Below are 16,094 nucleotides of genomic sequence, written 5' to 3' on the forward strand. Positions count from 1 at the left end.
AATTCGTTCATACAAACAGTTAGATACTGGAAGTCTGGTGAAAGTCCAGCACGGTCCCGCCACTGTAAGGAGTTAGACACTCTAAGTCAGGTCTTTTATCTAATTGTTTTAACTGGTTATACTGCTTCGAGGCAAAGCATGTATAATTCTTGGTTCCAGTGTAGTTGTCTCACTGGGGCTTTTTTATTTGTTTTTAAAACAAATAAGCCCACTGTAAATGGTTTGGTGCCGAGAAGCTGAACGAGCTACGTTTTATCAAGCACCATACGCACAAAGATGTGCACCGCTTCGTTTTATGGTGGGCAATGATCTTTTCAACGACGAAAAGAGTGATACAAGGAATGTATCTTCATTGCCTATTTACAAAAAAAGATTTGACATTTCCACGGGTTTGGTTTTTAATAAAGTGGACAAATAAAATATTTTACGGTACAAAGGCGTACTGTTTACTTAGCAAAGAAGCTTTGAGTTGGAAGAGGAAATTTCTCTACTCAAAGCTTCTTTTTTTATTTTAAAAAAACTAGGAGGTAATCTCATGCAAAAAGTTAGTTTTAAAACAGATCTTTATATTGGCCAAGGAGCAACAGATCGTTTACTCGATTTTAAAGACAAACAAATCTTTATCGTAACAGATCCATTTATGGTTAGTTCCGGAATGATTAATGCGATTACAGAAAAAATTGATCCATCGAATACATATACGATTTTTAGCGAAATCATTCCAGACCCACCGATTGAAAACGTGGTAGCAGGAATTGAAGTTTTGAATGAATGTGATGCTAACTTGATGATTGCAATTGGTGGCGGATCAGCGATTGATGCGGCGAAAGCGATGAAATTCTTCGGCCAAAAACTTGGTACGGTGCGCGCAATGCCTTTCATTGTCATTCCAACAACTAGTGGAACGGGCTCCGAAGTAACTAGTTTCTCTGTTATTACTAACAAAGAAAAAGCCATTAAATACCCACTAATTACAGATGCTATTTTGCCAGATGAAGCAATTTTAGATGCAGACTTAGTAAAATCTGTTCCACCAGCAATTACAGCAGATACTGGTATGGATGTGTTAACGCATGCGCTTGAAGCCTATGTATCTACAAAAGCGAATGATTACTCGGATGCAATGGCGGAAAAAGTTATCCAATTAGTTTTCACTTATTTAGAACGTGCTTACAAAGACGGTAATGATTTAGAAGCTCGCGAAAAAATGCATAATGCGTCTTGTCTTGCAGGAATGGCATTTAACATTACTTCTCTTGGCTTAAATCACGGTATTGCGCATACAGCCGGTGCGAAATTTAAAATTCCACATGGTCGTATGAATACATTACTTTTACCGCACGTAATTAGTTATAATGCTGGAATTACAAGTGATTTTGGTAACAATCCGGATAACCGAGCAGCGGAACGTTATACAGCGATTGCAAAATTACTAAAAATGCCAGCATCGAATACACGTCTTGGTGTTCGTAGCTTAATTAATGCCATTAAACAACTTCAAAAGAAACTCAATATGCCAACTACATTAACAGAATGTGGTATTAGCCGCACAGATTTAAATGAAAATATTGCTCAAATCGCGGAAGGCGCGCTAAATGACGGATGTACTGCAACCAATCCTAGAATACCGACAGAAACAGATGTTAGTGCGATTCTTGAAAAAATGTTGGCATAAAAGTTATTTATTTCACAACTGGAATCAAATAACCTATTGACATCGTTTTCATGCTACTTTATAATAGAACCGAGCACAAAGACGTGTGGAATTATAAATATAGCAGAGCAACGGGGCTCCCTCAAAAATATTGCACAATATTTTTAAGGGGCTCTTTCTATTTTCTTGGAGAATTTTTTCTCTAGCTCTTTTACTCTTTCGCTCAAGTAAATGCTTCTATAGAATGATTTTGTCCTTTATTGTGACGAATCAATCAATAGCAGAAGAAGAGGACGTGACAGGAATGAATGGAAGAATTGTAATAGCCGATGATGAACCTATTACAAGAATGGACATCCGAGACATCTTAGAAGAAGCGAACTACAATGTTGTAGGGGAAGCGACAGATGGTTTTGAAGCAATCGAACTTTGCAAAAGCCATCAGCCAGATCTTGTTATCATGGACATTCAAATGCCACTCTTAGACGGCTTAAAAGCAGGGAAACGAATTATTTCAGAAGGCCTTGCTGGCGGAATTATCTTACTTACCGCTTTTAGTGATCCGAAAAACACCGAGAAAGCAAAAGGGTTTGGAGCATTAGGTTATTTAGTAAAGCCACTTGATGAAAAAAGTTTGATTCCAACTGTTGAAATGAGTATTGCCAAAGGGCGAGAAACAAGAAAATTAGAGCAGCAATTAGAAAAGCTCACCAAAAAATTAGAAGAACGAAAAGTGATTGAAAAAGCAAAAGGTGTGCTTATGATTGAGAACAACATCACAGAAGAAGAAGCTTACAATATGATTCGTAACCTGAGCATGGACAAACGCTGTCCGATGATGGAAATCGCAGAAACGATTGTGATGAGCGATGACTAAAACGATTCGAGAAATGTGCTTACGCTACACAGATTTATCGGAGCACGATATTGAAGAATTAATTCACACAGCCAAGTCGTTAAGTGTTTCAGCCATGTATCAAGATGTAGATGTATTTATTGATGTATACAATAAGCTAACTAGTGAAGCACTTGTTATTCATCATACACCACCAAAAACAACCAAATCACTTTACAAAAACAAAGTAGTCGGAGAAACAGCCCTAAGGTCTAATGAGCCAGGTGTACTTAGAACATTGGAAACAGGTATGAACTCTAACGATCTACTTGCAAAAACACAAGAAAACGTATTAATTCGCCAAAAAGTTTATCCGATTCGTAATAAACAGCGAGTTATTGCCGTGCTAATTCTAGAAAATGATATTAGCGCCGAAATTAAAGCTCATTTTGAAATTGACAATGAAGAAACGGCTTATCGAGATGTTTCTACCACGCTGTCTGCCATGAGTAAACTAACGGATTCAATTACTGATCAACTAGATGATGCCATTTTGATTTTTGACCGAAACGGGATTTTGCAGCAAAAGAATTGCGCTGCGGATCAGTATTACGAAAGACTTGGTTATATGGAAGACATCCAAGGCATGCATTATGATAATTTATCCCTCGACCAGATGATGTTTGACGCAATCATGTATCAAATTGAAACTGGAAAACAACCGATTCAGTTAAAAAAAGAAGTGGTTATCGCCGGGAATTACTTTATTATGAAGCAGATTTTTGTAAAAGAAGAAGACGAGCAGGAATGCCGCTTTATTCTCATCTTGCATGACATCACGGATATTAAAGTGAAAGAAGCAGAAATTGTTTCTAAATCCGTTGCTATTCGTGAAATTCATCACCGTGTCAAAAACAATTTGCAATCTGTTGTTTCCTTATTGCGAATTCAAGGCAGACGTTCTACAAGTGTGGAGGCACAGAAGATTCTAAATGAAAGTGTCAGCCGAATCCTTGCCATTGCAGCGACACACGAGCTTTTATCGAAGCAAATGGAAGACGGCATTAACCTTTATATGGTCATCGAAACAGTCGCCTACAATATTGAAAGATGTTGTACAGATTGTCCAAAAGTAGCTGTAAGAATGGATATTGATAAACGCATTTATTTGGACAGTGACCGAACCGTGGCACTGGCGCTTGTCATGAACGAACTCTTACAAAACTCCTATGATCACGCATTTCATCCAAATGAATCAGGCGAAATTTTACTACAAATAAAAGAAGAGAAAAATATTATTCACGCAGAAGTAACGGACAACGGTCATGGGTTCAACGTTCGTAAAGTGTCCGAAAAAAGCCTAGGACTTTCCATTGTCAAAAGTTACATTAAAGATAAACTTCGAGGCAAAGTAACCATTGAATCGAATGAACACGGAACGAAAACAATGTTTGATTTTAAATACAATTCTATCCATGCTACAAAGAAGTAGCTATGAAAAAGCGATGAAGCTTAAAGCCAAGTAACGATACTGTTATTTGTCTTTAAGCTTTTTCTTTTTGCTAGAAAGGAGTGAGGGTTTTGACGGAAACAATTTTAAGTGTAGGGATTGACCTTGGTACGTCGACAACACAACTCATTTTATCCGAGTTAGAAATTCAAAATATGGCATCAAGTTTCACCGTGCCGCGTATTGTCATTTCAGATAAGCGGATTATTTTTAGAAGTGAGATTCTGTTCACACCGATTCTTGCTGATAATTTGATTGATGTGGAGGCGATTCGTGATTTTGTAACGAAAGAATATGCCAATGCAGGAATTAAAAAAGAAGAAATTGGCATGGGAGCAGTTATTATCACGGGTGAAACAGCTCGTAAAGATAACGCCAGCAATGTATTAGATGCAATGAGTGGTTTTGCTGGGGATTTTGTTGTAGCAACAGCAGGACCTGACTTAGAAAGCATCATTGCTGGAAAAGGAGCAGGTGCTCATACCTATGCCAAAGAGAATAATACCTCTGTTGTGAATTTGGATATTGGCGGCGGAACCACGAACTTATCGCTGTTTGATCGCGGAGAACTCATTGATACTGCTTGCTTAGATATTGGTGGTCGGTTAATTAAAGTAGACCGTGAAACAAGAAAAATCACCTATATTGCTCCAAAAATTCAAGCTTTAATAGAAAAACGAGGTTATCCGGTTAAACTTGGTGAAACAACTTCACCAGAAAACTTGCAACCCGTTTTAGGTGAAATGGTTGAGCTGCTTAAGAATAGTGTTGGCCTCGGGGCGCCAAATGATTTTTATAAAACAATCATTACGAATAAAGGATTGAAATTCTTAACGGAGATTGAATGTATCTCTTTTTCCGGAGGCGTTGCAGACTGCATCTCAACGGGTGCGCTAAGTGATCCTTTTAGATATGGAGATATTGGGTTATTGCTAGGAAAAGCGATTGCAGAATCTAGTTTAATGACTGAAAAAAAGTATATCGAATCTGTCGAAACCATACGGGCAACAGTGGTCGGAGCCGGTTCACACACAGCTGAAATTAGCGGTAGTACGATTACTTACACCGAGAAAATTTTCCCAGTAAAAAACATTCCAATTTTGAAACTTGCCAAACAAGAAGAAGATGAAAATATGGCAGAAGTCATCAAGGAAAAACTTAGCTGGTTCAAAATAGAGAATGAAATGGAACATATTGCACTTGCAATTGAAGGCGAAAATAGCCCAAGTTTCCAGCAAGTAACAGAATATGCGAAAGCCATTTGCGAAGGAATGAAAGAACCAATCGCACTTGGTCATCCCTTAATTATCATTACATGGCACGACATGGCAAAAGCCCTCGGACAAAGCATCTTCGGGCATTTACCAGCCGGGCATCCACTAATTTGCTTGGATAGTGTCAAAGTCGATAATGGTGATTATATTGATATAGGAAAACCAGTTGCTGACGGGAAAGTGCTACCAGTAGTAGTTAAAACCTTAGTCTTTAACTGATCCACATAAATAGCTTTAATTTTGAGAGGAGGATTTATCGAATGATTTTAAAAACGAATTTATTCGGCCATACATACCAGTTCAAATCCATCACTGATGTGTTGGCAAAAGCAAACGAAGAAAAATCAGGCGACCGTTTAGCCGGAGTTGCTGCTGAATCTGCAGAAGAACGTGTAGCTGCAAAAGTGGTGCTTTCTAAAATGACGCTTGGAGATTTACGTAATAATCCGGTTGTCCCATATGAAACAGATGAGGTAACGCGTATTATTCAAGACCAAGTAAATGACCGTATCCATGATTCCATCAAAAACTGGACAGTGGAAGAATTACGGGAATGGATTTTAGACCATAAAACAACAGATGCTGACATTAAACGTGTTGCACGCGGCCTTACATCAGAAATTATTGCTGCTGTTACAAAATTAATGTCCAATCTAGATTTAATTTATGGCGCGAAAAAAATCCGTGTAATCGCACATGCGAATACAACAATCGGTCTTCCTGGAACTTTCTCCGCTAGACTACAACCAAACCATCCAACCGATGATCCTGATGGTATCCTTGCTTCCTTAATGGAAGGATTAACTTACGGGATTGGGGATGCGGTAATCGGACTTAACCCAGTAGATGATTCTACTGATAGCGTTGTTCGTTTACTTAATAAATTTGAAGAATTCCGCAGCAAATGGGATGTGCCAACACAAACTTGTGTACTTGCACACGTGAAGACTCAAATGGAAGCAATGCGTCGCGGCGCTCCAACTGGTCTTGTATTCCAATCTATCGCAGGTTCTGAAAAAGGTAATACAGCTTTCGGTTTTGACGGAGCAACGATTGAAGAAGCTAGACAATTAGCCCTTCAAAGTGGTGCTGCGACTGGACCAAACGTAATGTACTTTGAAACAGGACAAGGTTCTGAACTTTCTTCTGACGCTCATTTCGGCGTAGACCAAGTAACAATGGAAGCTCGTTGTTATGGATTCGCGAAGAAATTTGATCCATTCCTAGTAAATACAGTAGTTGGATTTATCGGACCTGAGTACTTATATGATTCCAAACAAGTAATTCGCGCTGGCCTTGAAGATCACTTCATGGGTAAATTAACTGGTATCTCTATGGGTTGTGATGTTTGTTACACCAACCATATGAAAGCCGACCAAAACGACGTAGAAAACTTGTCCGTACTTCTAACTGCAGCAGGATGTAACTTTATCATGGGTATTCCTCATGGTGATGACGTTATGCTTAACTACCAAACAACTGGTTACCACGAAACAGCCACTTTACGTGAATTATTTGGCTTAAAACCAATTAAAGAATTTGATCAGTGGATGGAAAAAATGGGATTCAGCGAAAATGGTAAATTAACTAGCCGTGCTGGAGATGCATCTATTTTCCTAAAATAAGGAAGGGAGGAACTAAGCGATGAACGAACAAGAATTAAAACAAATGATTGAAGGCATTTTAACAGAAATGTCCGGTGGTAAAACAACCGATACAGTAGCAGCTGCGCCAACTAAATCTGTAGTTGAAACAGTTATAACAGAAGGTAGCATCCCGGATATTACTGAAGTAGATATCAAAAAACAATTACTAGTACCAGAACCAGCTGATCGTGAAGGTTATTTGAAAATGAAACAAATGACACCGGCTCGACTTGGTTTATGGCGTGCTGGTCCACGTTACAAAACAGAAACAATTCTTCGTTTCCGTGCGGACCATGCCGTAGCACAAGATTCCGTTTTCTCTTACGTTTCTGAGGATTTAGTAAAAGAAATGAACTTCATCCCAGTGAACACTAAATGTCAAGATAAAGATGAATACTTAACTCGCCCAGACTTAGGTCGTGAATTTGACAACGAAATGGTAGAAGTGATTCGTGCGAATACGACAAAAAACGCCAAACTTCAAATCGTTGTTGGTGATGGACTTAGCTCAGCGGCAATTGAAGCTAACATCAAAGATATCTTGCCATCCATTAAACAAGGTTTGAAAATGTATAACTTAGATTTTGATAACATTATTTTCGTTAAACATTGTCGTGTACCTTCTATGGACCAAATCGGTGAAATCACTGGCGCTGACGTAGTTTGCTTACTTGTAGGTGAACGTCCAGGCCTAGTCACTGCTGAATCCATGAGTGCCTATATTGCTTACAAACCAACAATTGGTATGCCAGAAGCTCGTCGTACTGTTATTTCTAACATCCATAGCGGCGGAACTCCACCAGTTGAAGCAGGAGCATACATTGCTGAATTAATTCACAATATGCTTGAGAAAAAATGTTCTGGTATTGATTTAAAATAAGCTAGTTAGAGGAGGAAACTTCATGAAAAATGATAAATTACCTGCATCCGTTTTAAGTGTCAAAGTTGTATCTAACGTAGATAATGGTCTATTTAAACAATTAGACTTAAAACCGCATCAAAGAAGCCTTGGTATTATTACATCTGATTGTGATGATGTAACTTATACAGCGCTTGACGAAGCAACAAAAGCAGCAGAAGTAGATGTTGTTTATGCGAAAAGTATGTATGCTGGTGCTGGAAATGCATCCACAAAATTCGCTGGTGAAGTTATCGGTATTATCGCCGGACCAAGCCCTGCGGAAGTAAAAAGTGGTCTTTCTGTAGCAGTAGATTTCATCGAAAATGGCGCTAGCTTTGTTAGTGCAAATGAAGATGATAGTGTTCCTTACTTCGCGCACTGTGTTTCAAGAACTGGTACATTCCTTTCCAAAGAAGCGAATGTTGCAGAAGGTGAAGCGATTGCTTACTTAATCGCCCCTCCACTTGAAGCTATGTATGCGTTAGATGCAGCACTAAAAGCAGCAGACGTAACAATCGGAGCTTTCTATGGCCCACCATCCGAAACAAACTTCGGCGGAGCACTTTTGACTGGTAGCCAATCTGCATGTAAAGCAGCTTGTGATGCGTTCAAAATGGCAGTAGAAAATGTGGCTGAAAATCCACTTCAATATTAAGGTGGTGCTAAAAAATGCCAAATGAAGCGCTTGGTTTAATTGAAGTCACAGGTTTTCTTGGTGCTGTTGTTGCTGCCGATACTTGTTTAAAAGCAGCAAATGTCGAACTGATTCAATGTGAAGTCATTCGTGGTGGTTTAACTACGGTTGAATTAACTGGTGATGTAGGTGCAGTAAATGCAGCTATCGAAGCAGGGAAAGCTGCAACAGAAGACTTAGGTTGTTTAGTATCAAGCCATGTTATCGCAAGAATGAGCGAAGATACAAAAGCACTTTTTGTTCCTCAAGAAGAAGTTAAAACACAACCAAAAGAAGTCGAACAAGAAGAACCAAAAGAAGTTATTCAACAAGTCGTAGAAGTGAACACAAACACGAAAAGTGCAGAGAAAAAACTTCGCGCAATGAAAGTTATTGATCTAAGGAAACTTGCTTACACATTAAATAATGTGCCTATCCCAAAAAGCAAGATTAAATATGCGAACAAGGATAAACTTGTTCACGCACTAAAAGACATTTATGGAAGGAGTGAAAACTAGTGGCACTAGAAGATAAAGATTTACGCTCAATCCAAGAAGTTCGTAACCTCATTGAATCAGCTAACAAAGCACAAAAAGAACTTGCTGCAATGAGCCAACAACAAATTGATACAATTGTAAAAGCAATAGCTGATGCCGGTTATGGTGCTCGCGAAAAACTTGCGAAAATGGCCCATGAAGAAACTGGTTTCGGAATTTGGCAAGACAAAGTAATCAAAAACGTCTTTGCGTCGAAACATGTTTACAATTACATCAAAGATATGAAAACCATTGGTATGTTAAAAGAAGATAACGAAAAGAAAGTAATGGAGGTTGCAGTTCCACTTGGCGTAGTAGCAGGATTAATTCCTTCTACAAACCCTACATCCACTGTTATTTACAAAACACTTATTTCCATTAAAGCCGGAAATAGTATCGTATTTTCTCCACATCCAAACGCATTAAAAGCAATTCTTGAAACAGTAAGAATCATTAGTGAAGCAGCAGAAAAAGCTGGTTGTCCAAAAGGCGCTATCAGCTGTATGACTGTTCCAACCATCCAAGGAACAGATCAACTGATGAAACACAAAGATACAGCAGTTATCCTTGCAACAGGTGGATCTGCAATGGTAAAAGCGGCTTATTCATCTGGTACTCCAGCAATTGGAGTTGGTCCAGGTAATGGCCCAGCATTTATCGAACGCAGTGCTAACATTCCTCGCGCAGTGAAACATATTCTTGATTCCAAAACATTCGATAACGGAACAATTTGCGCATCTGAGCAATCTGTCGTTGTGGAACGTGTGAATAAAGAAGCTGTCATTGCTGAATTTAGAAAACAAGGAGCACACTTCTTATCCGATGCAGAAGCTGTTCAACTTGGTAAATTCATCTTACGTCCAAATGGTTCGATGAATCCAGCAATCGTAGGTAAAAGCGTGCAACATATCGCTAACCTTGCTGGTCTAACTGTTCCAGCTGACGCAAGAGTACTTATCGCTGAAGAAACAAAAGTTGGCGCTAAAATCCCTTATTCAAGAGAAAAATTAGCTCCAATCTTGGCGTTCTATACAGCCGAAACTTGGCAAGAAGCTTGTGAACTTAGCATGGATATTCTTTATCATGAAGGAGCTGGACATACTTTAATCATCCACTCTGAAGATAAAGAAATCATTCGCGAATTCGCACTGAAAAAACCAGTTTCCCGTCTCTTAGTTAATACACCAGGAGCACTTGGTGGAATTGGCGCAACAACAAATCTTGTACCTGCTTTAACACTTGGTTGTGGGGCAGTTGGAGGAAGTTCATCATCTGATAATATCGGACCTGAAAATCTTTTCAACATTCGTCGCATCGCTACTGGCGTTTTAGAGTTAGAAGATATTCGTAAAGAAGAAAACCAAGCAACATCTGAACTTCCGGTTGATGCAGACGCACTCATCCAAAGTTTAGTCGAAAAAGTTTTAGCAGAATTAAAATAAAAAATAAAACACTAATTGGAGGAATTTTAAAATGGCAAACGCAAACGCATTAGGTATGATCGAAACTAAAGGTTTAGTAGGAGCAGTAGAAGCAGCAGACGCAATGGTGAAAGCAGCTAACGTAACACTTATGGGTAAAGAACAAGTTGGTGGCGGTCTAGTAACAGTTATGGTTCGCGGCGATGTTGGCGCAGTTAAAGCAGCAACAGATGCAGGCGCAGCAGCAGCAGAACGCGTTGGTGAATTACTATCTGTACACGTAATCCCACGTCCACACAGCGAAGTAGACGCAATTCTACCAAAAAGCGCTGAATAAGACTAACTTTTAACATAAATCAGGAAAAAGCGTGAGCGTAAGGCAAAAGGGTTCCATCAGACTCGGAAATTGCCCGAAACTTTCGCTTTTTACCAGATTTAAGCAATACAAAGCTTCCCAACATTACTAACACCAATTGTAAATGGGACAAAAGGATGTGGTTCTTTGGCTATTTTGACAGAAGATGAGTTACGAAAAGCCTATTTACACACCGATTTAAAAACAACCAAAAAACTTGATATAAAAAAAGGCACAATTATCACACCTTCAGCTAAGAGTTTCTTGTCTGAAAAGAAAATTGACCTTCATTATATTGATGAAATTGCAGAAACAAAAGTAGTAGTGGAGCCAGTGAAAAAAGAAACTACTAGAGCAAAATTCCAAACGATTTATGGTGGAGCATTAGATGAGAAGCCTGAACATATGACGCATTTACGTGGTAACCTGCTTGTGTTTAAAGACCATCCACAAATCGCTTTCCGCGGAAAATTAGATACACTGGAAGCTGAAATTCTGGAAACCCAATGTTCCGTTGCAGCTGAGTTTAAAGATCTTGCGGAAGATTTACAAGAAATCCTCACCTTTGTAAGAAATATTGTACGATCGGAAGTTTTAAACGAGCAAATCGAATCAGTTCATTTGCTTGGAATGGATGAAAAAGAACTGCGGGAACGTAGTCATAATCCGAAAAAATACTATCAAATGACACATTTTATGCCTGATTACACGATGGGGAATGCGGTCATTCGATTAAACAAAATAAGAACGATGGTCCGCGAAACGGAATTAGCTGCCTTTTTAGCATTTAAGGAAGCCGATTATTCCATTAAACGACCAGACATCATTCAAGCGCTTAACCGATTGTCTAGTTTATTCTGGATACTGATGTTCCGCGTGAGAACAGGTGAATATAAAAAGTAAGGAGGCTTATTCATGAATAATGAGTTAATAACAAGCCTTATTGAAGAAGTCACTCGCCGTGCGTTACTTGAAACTGGCGTAGAAGTAGAAGCATCCGGCCGCCACGTTCATTTAGATCGTGAAACAGTCGATGCACTATTTGGACCTGGGTATGAACTTACTCATTTCCGTGACCTATCTCAACCAGGTCAATATGTTTGTAAAGAAAGAATTAGCATCGTTGGACCAAAAAGCGTTATTCATAACGTTGTAATTTTAGGCCCAATCCGTAAAAAAACACAAGTAGAAATAAGCTCCACAGATGGTACGGCGCTTGGAATTAAAGCACCGGTTCGTGAAAGTGGAGACATAGCAGGGACACCAGGAATTTTACTATTATCCGCAAAAAACAGTGTTCAATTATCAGAAGGACTTATTGTTGCAAAACGCCATATTCATATGACGCCTGCTGATGCAGAAAAACAACAAGTATCCCAAAGTGAAATTGTTCAAGTGAAAATTAACGGTGACAGACCACTAATTTTTGATGATGTTGTTGTTCGGATTAGCCCTGATTTTGCTACATATATGCACATTGATTATGACGAAGCCAACGCATGTGGTTTTAAAAAGGGAATTCGAGGTCAAATAATCAAGAAAACAAAGGCTAAATGAGTATGGAACTAGACGCACTCATAAAAGCTGTCACTGAGGAAGTCATGAGACGATTACAACTTCCAGAGAAAAAAATGATTATCATGGGACAAGATTCAGAACACACTCTCAGACAGTGTTATCTAAAAGAATATCAAGTTTCGCTTTATGATCGTTCGGAACGCGCTTGTGACATTTTACTACTGGAAGAATTGGATATCGCTGAATTAGCTCGAATCAGTTTGTTTGCTCCGATGAATAAAAAAGAACAATTTATTACAGATCATCTTTTAGCAGGGCGGCCAACTTGGATAATGAAGAGTGGTATCAAAGCGCATGCTTATAAACGTTCCGCTAAATATGGTATCAGACAACTTTTTCAAGAATATGAGGAGAAACTGAGCCGATTTGGTGTCGAATTTATCGAAAGTCCGGTAAAAGAGACCAAAGAAAGTAAAGTCATCACCGAACAGGATGTTGAAAAACTTACTAAGAACAAAAGCGAATTCATTTTGCCTAAAGGAAGTTTCTTAACACCACTTGCAAAAGATTACTTACAGGAAAAACGAATTAGCATTAAAGAAAGTTAGGAAGGAAGAGCGGCATGCAAATTGGAAAAGTTACCGGGAGTTTATGGGCAACAAGAAAAGACGAAAAACTGAATGGTTTAAAACTACTACTAGTAGAGATTTGTACCGATGAAACGGAAGATGTAAGACATTCCATAGTGGCAGCTGATAATGCCGGAGCAGGAAACGGCGATCTTGTGCTCGTTACAACTGGTAGCGCAGCACGAGCATCCACTGGGGACAACACGATCCCAGTGGACGCATGTATCGTCGGCATTATCGACTCGGTAGAACGTTATGGCTGAACAGTCCTTAGGTATTCTTGAACTCAGGAGTATAAGTAAAGGGTACGAAATGGCCGATGTTTTCTTGAAAGCAGGCAATGTAACTTTATTTACTTTTCGTCCGACATGTCCTGGTAAATTTTTGATTATTTTGCAAGGTGCTTCCGGTGAACTTACTAGTGCGATGCAAGATGCAAAAGAAGAAGCTGGCAAATTTCATGTTTCTTCTTATATTTTGCATATGGCGCACGAAGAATTACTTGCTTTTCTAAACAATAAACACCCTAAAGTGGAAGTTGACGCAGTAGGAATTATCGAAATCAGTCAGTTGGGCGCTGGACTAAATGCAGTAAATGAAGCGCTGAAAAAATCGGCTATTCATTTGAAACGCATGACGCTCGGTGCTTCGATTGGTGGGAAATTTGTGGCTGTTTTTACAGGGGAAGTTAGTGCTATTCAAGAAGGGATGCGGATTCTAATCGAAACCGCCGAACCAAAAAAGGTGATACATCATACGGTCATTCCTTCTCCTGATGAACTTTTAAAACGCTATCTATAGAATGGAGGAACACTTTTGAGCATTAATGAAATTATTATTTATTTAATGGTAATCTTTATGATTCTAGGAGCTATTGACAAAATTATCGGCAACAAATTTGGCTTAGGTGCACAATTTGAAGAAGGTATTATGGCAATGGGATCGCTAACGCTAGCAATGGTCGGTATCATTACATTAGCGCCAGTTTTAGCAAAAATTTTAAGCCCGATTGTTGTACCAATTTATACGGCGCTTGGGGCTGACCCGGCAATGTTTGCAACAACGTTACTTGCGAATGACATGGGTGGTTTTGCGCTAGCTCAAGAACTTGCGCTAACTCCCGACGCTGGTCTATTTGCGGGAGCTATTCTAGGATCCATGATGGGACCTACTATTGTTTTCACGATTCCAGTAGCACTAGGAATTATTAAAAAAGAAGATCATAAATATTTAGCAACTGGCGTATTATCTGGTATTATTACGATTCCAATTGGTTGTTTAATCGGTGGACTTGTAGCTGGATTCTCTCCAATCATGATTTTCAAAAACTTAGTACCAATTATTCTTGTAGCTGCCCTTATTATGTTAGGCCTTTGGTTCAAACCAGAAGGCATGATTAAAGGCTTCACGATTTTTGGAAAAGGGGTAGTAATCGTTGCTACTATTGGGCTAGTTGCTGGAGCTATTCAACAACTTACTGGATTAACTATTATTCCAGGAATTGCACCAATTGGCGAAGGTATCGAAATCGTTGGTGGTATCGCACTAGTTCTAGCAGGAGCTTTCTGTTTAGTTTTTGTTATTACAAAAGTGTTCAATAAACCACTTATGAAAATGGGTAAATTGCTAGGTATGAATGAAGTTGCAGCGGCTGGTATGGTTGCGACACTTGCAAATAGTATCCCAATGTTCCAAATGCTAAAAGATATGGATGAGCGCGGTAAAATTATTAACGTTGCTTTTGCCGTATCTGCGGCCTTTGTTTTAGGGGATCATCTAGGTTTCACAGCTGGGGTTGCCCAAGATATGATTTTCCCGATGATTGTTGGAAAACTTGTCGGAGGAGTAACTGCCGTAGCTGTCGGTATCTATATGGCTAACCGAATGATGAAGAAAAATAAAGCAAAAGAACAAACGGCGGTGAAAGATAATGGCTGATATTAGTAAAGAATTAATTGAGCAACTAGTAAAACAAGTTGTCCTAGAAAAAATGGGCCAAAGTTCCAAACACGTTGATCCAAGTGGTATTCTATCGGTGAAACTTCCTGTAGTAAAAGTTTCAGAGGAAGATCGATTAGACACAGGAAATCCTAGCGATGTTGTTTATACAAAAGACTTAGTAACACTAGAAGAAAGTAAACGTCTAGGTTTTGGTTTAATGGAAATGAAAGATACAACTTTCGATTGGTTCTTGGATTATGATGAAGTAGACTACATTATCGAAGGCAGACTAGATGTTGTCATTGATGGTCGAACTGTTTCAGCAGGTCCAGGAGAAATTATTTTCATTCCAAAAGGTAGCCAAATCAAGTTTTCCGTAACTGGTGAAGCAAGATTTATTTATGTTACTTATCCGGCTGATTGGCAGTCATAATAATAATAAAAAACGATTTCGGCTTTGGCTGAAATCGTTTTTTATTTTAAGGAGTCGCGATATTCTTTTGGTGTCATATCGAATTCTTTTTTAAAGACTTTGCAAAAATAACTTGCCCTTGAAAAACCTAAATTTTTAGCAATTGTATGGACCGCCCAGTCACTTTTTTCTAGTTGTTCTTTCGCATAGAGCATTTTTTGTTCGTTGACGTAATTAATAAAATTAATATTTAATTCGTTTTTAAATAATTTACTTAAATAAAACGGGCTTAGATAGACATAATTAGCAACTTCTTCTAATGTGATGGAGCGGTGAATGTTTTTTTTAATGTAACGAATAGCTTGCTTGATTTCTTTATGCTCTTTACCAGTTTTGTTTACGCTAGTGGTTTCTTTTCTTGGTTGTTTTTGTTTTTCATGTGCAGAGTAATAATCGCTTAAAACATCAAGCACTTCAACGGTTTCAAGTGAATGAAGTAGGGCAGAGTGATCTGGATTTTTTTTGTTGAAATCTTCTTGAATTTGTTGGGTGAATTGGCTCTCTACTTGACTATCCATCAAAGGTTGAATATTTACAACTTTTTCTTTCTCCAAAGTCCTTCCCTCCCTGTTTTATTTCTGCACTAATTATACCATAAAATCGCTTTAAATAACGTTTAATCCTGCATTTTAAATAGAACAATAAATTCTTTTTTATAACAAAATATTGTCATTTTTTAAATCTCAAAAATAGAAATTGAGAAAAAGTTCACACTGGTGGCTATTTTTG

18 protein-coding genes and 1 riboswitch are annotated in these 16,094 nt (G+C 38.6%); of the genes, 17 read left to right on the forward strand and 1 reads right to left on the reverse strand.

The window, feature by feature from the left end:
* The first annotated feature begins 1 nt into the window (after window position 1).
* Window positions 2–151, forward strand: a riboswitch (adenosylcobalamin (AdoCbl) riboswitch).
* Between the two features lie 384 nt (window positions 152–535).
* From GL301_RS05945 to GL301_RS06025, 17 genes are all read left to right on the forward strand, one after another.
* Window positions 536–1,675 carry a 1-propanol dehydrogenase PduQ gene (locus tag GL301_RS05945; RefSeq protein WP_003724711.1) on the forward strand — a complete coding sequence of 380 codons (1,140 nt, stop codon included), beginning with the start codon at window positions 536–538 and terminating at the stop codon, window positions 1,673–1,675.
* 274 nt (window positions 1,676–1,949) lie between these two features.
* A complete protein-coding gene (locus GL301_RS05950) occupies window positions 1,950–2,531 on the forward strand; it encodes an ANTAR domain-containing response regulator (protein WP_003724712.1) in 582 nt (193 codons plus the stop codon).
* Complete coding sequence (locus tag GL301_RS05955) at window positions 2,524–3,981, forward strand: sensor histidine kinase (RefSeq protein ID WP_003724713.1); 1,458 nt, start codon at window positions 2,524–2,526, stop codon at window positions 3,979–3,981. The genes GL301_RS05950 and GL301_RS05955 overlap by 8 nt, the downstream gene beginning before the upstream one ends.
* Window positions 3,982–4,070: 89 nt before the next feature.
* Complete coding sequence (gene eutA, locus GL301_RS05960) at window positions 4,071–5,492, forward strand: ethanolamine ammonia-lyase reactivating factor EutA (protein ID WP_010958862.1); 1,422 nt, start codon at window positions 4,071–4,073, stop codon at window positions 5,490–5,492.
* A 41-nt stretch (window positions 5,493–5,533) separates the two neighbouring features.
* Entirely contained in the window at window positions 5,534–6,898 is a 1,365-nt protein-coding gene (locus tag GL301_RS05965; RefSeq protein ID WP_003721574.1) for an ethanolamine ammonia-lyase subunit EutB, read from the forward strand.
* Window positions 6,899–6,917: 19 nt separating this feature from the next.
* Entirely contained in the window at window positions 6,918–7,799 is an 882-nt protein-coding gene (gene eutC, locus GL301_RS05970; protein ID WP_003724715.1) for an ethanolamine ammonia-lyase subunit EutC, read from the forward strand.
* A 22-nt stretch (window positions 7,800–7,821) separates the two neighbouring features.
* Window positions 7,822–8,475, forward strand: coding sequence for an ethanolamine utilization microcompartment protein EutL (eutL, locus tag GL301_RS05975; protein ID WP_003724716.1), 654 nt, complete (start codon window positions 7,822–7,824; stop codon window positions 8,473–8,475).
* 14 nt (window positions 8,476–8,489) lie between these two features.
* The gene (locus tag GL301_RS05980) at window positions 8,490–9,011 is read left to right on the forward strand and encodes a BMC domain-containing protein (RefSeq protein WP_003724717.1); all 522 of its coding nucleotides are present in this window, start codon (window positions 8,490–8,492) and stop codon (window positions 9,009–9,011) included.
* The gene (locus GL301_RS05985; RefSeq protein WP_003721578.1) at window positions 9,011–10,471 is read left to right on the forward strand and encodes an acetaldehyde dehydrogenase (acetylating); all 1,461 of its coding nucleotides are present in this window, start codon (window positions 9,011–9,013) and stop codon (window positions 10,469–10,471) included. The genes GL301_RS05980 and GL301_RS05985 overlap by 1 nt, the downstream gene beginning before the upstream one ends.
* A 31-nt stretch (window positions 10,472–10,502) precedes the next feature.
* Window positions 10,503–10,787, forward strand: coding sequence for a BMC domain-containing protein (locus tag GL301_RS05990; RefSeq protein WP_003719393.1), 285 nt, complete (start codon window positions 10,503–10,505; stop codon window positions 10,785–10,787).
* A gap of 165 nt (window positions 10,788–10,952) precedes the next feature.
* Window positions 10,953–11,708 (forward strand): hypothetical protein, encoded by a 756-nt coding sequence (locus GL301_RS05995; protein ID WP_003724718.1) that lies wholly within the window; start codon window positions 10,953–10,955, stop codon window positions 11,706–11,708.
* A gap of 12 nt (window positions 11,709–11,720) precedes the next feature.
* Complete coding sequence (gene eutD, locus GL301_RS06000; RefSeq protein ID WP_003721580.1) at window positions 11,721–12,362, forward strand: ethanolamine utilization phosphate acetyltransferase EutD; 642 nt, start codon at window positions 11,721–11,723, stop codon at window positions 12,360–12,362.
* Window positions 12,359–12,931 carry a TIGR02536 family ethanolamine utilization protein gene (locus GL301_RS06005; protein ID WP_003740570.1) on the forward strand — a complete coding sequence of 191 codons (573 nt, stop codon included), beginning with the start codon at window positions 12,359–12,361 and terminating at the stop codon, window positions 12,929–12,931. Before eutD ends, GL301_RS06005 begins: the two co-directional genes overlap by 4 nt.
* A 14-nt stretch (window positions 12,932–12,945) precedes the next feature.
* Window positions 12,946–13,215 carry a EutN/CcmL family microcompartment protein gene (locus GL301_RS06010; protein WP_003721582.1) on the forward strand — a complete coding sequence of 90 codons (270 nt, stop codon included), beginning with the start codon at window positions 12,946–12,948 and terminating at the stop codon, window positions 13,213–13,215.
* Window positions 13,208–13,753, forward strand: a complete 546-nt coding sequence (locus GL301_RS06015) for an ethanolamine utilization microcompartment shell protein (RefSeq protein WP_003721583.1) — start codon at window positions 13,208–13,210, stop codon at window positions 13,751–13,753. Before GL301_RS06010 ends, GL301_RS06015 begins: the two co-directional genes overlap by 8 nt.
* 15 nt (window positions 13,754–13,768) lie before the next feature.
* Window positions 13,769–14,890 (forward strand): ethanolamine utilization protein EutH, encoded by a 1,122-nt coding sequence (gene eutH / locus GL301_RS06020; protein WP_003721584.1) that lies wholly within the window; start codon window positions 13,769–13,771, stop codon window positions 14,888–14,890.
* On the forward strand, window positions 14,883–15,326 hold the full coding sequence (locus GL301_RS06025) for a cupin domain-containing protein (RefSeq protein ID WP_003724722.1): 444 nt from the start codon (window positions 14,883–14,885) through the stop codon (window positions 15,324–15,326). Before eutH ends, GL301_RS06025 begins: the two co-directional genes overlap by 8 nt.
* Window positions 15,327–15,367: 41 nt before the next feature.
* Here the strand turns inward: GL301_RS06025 and GL301_RS06030 are convergent, their stop codons facing one another.
* Window positions 15,368–15,919, reverse strand: a complete 552-nt coding sequence (locus GL301_RS06030) for a helix-turn-helix transcriptional regulator (protein ID WP_003734691.1) — start codon at window positions 15,917–15,919, stop codon at window positions 15,368–15,370.
* Window positions 15,920–16,094: the final 175 nt, after the last annotated feature.

The sequence above is a fragment of the Listeria sp. LM90SB2 genome (assembly GCF_028867355.1).
In the GTDB taxonomy this organism is placed as follows: Bacteria; Bacillota; Bacilli; order Lactobacillales; family Listeriaceae; genus Listeria; species Listeria monocytogenes_B.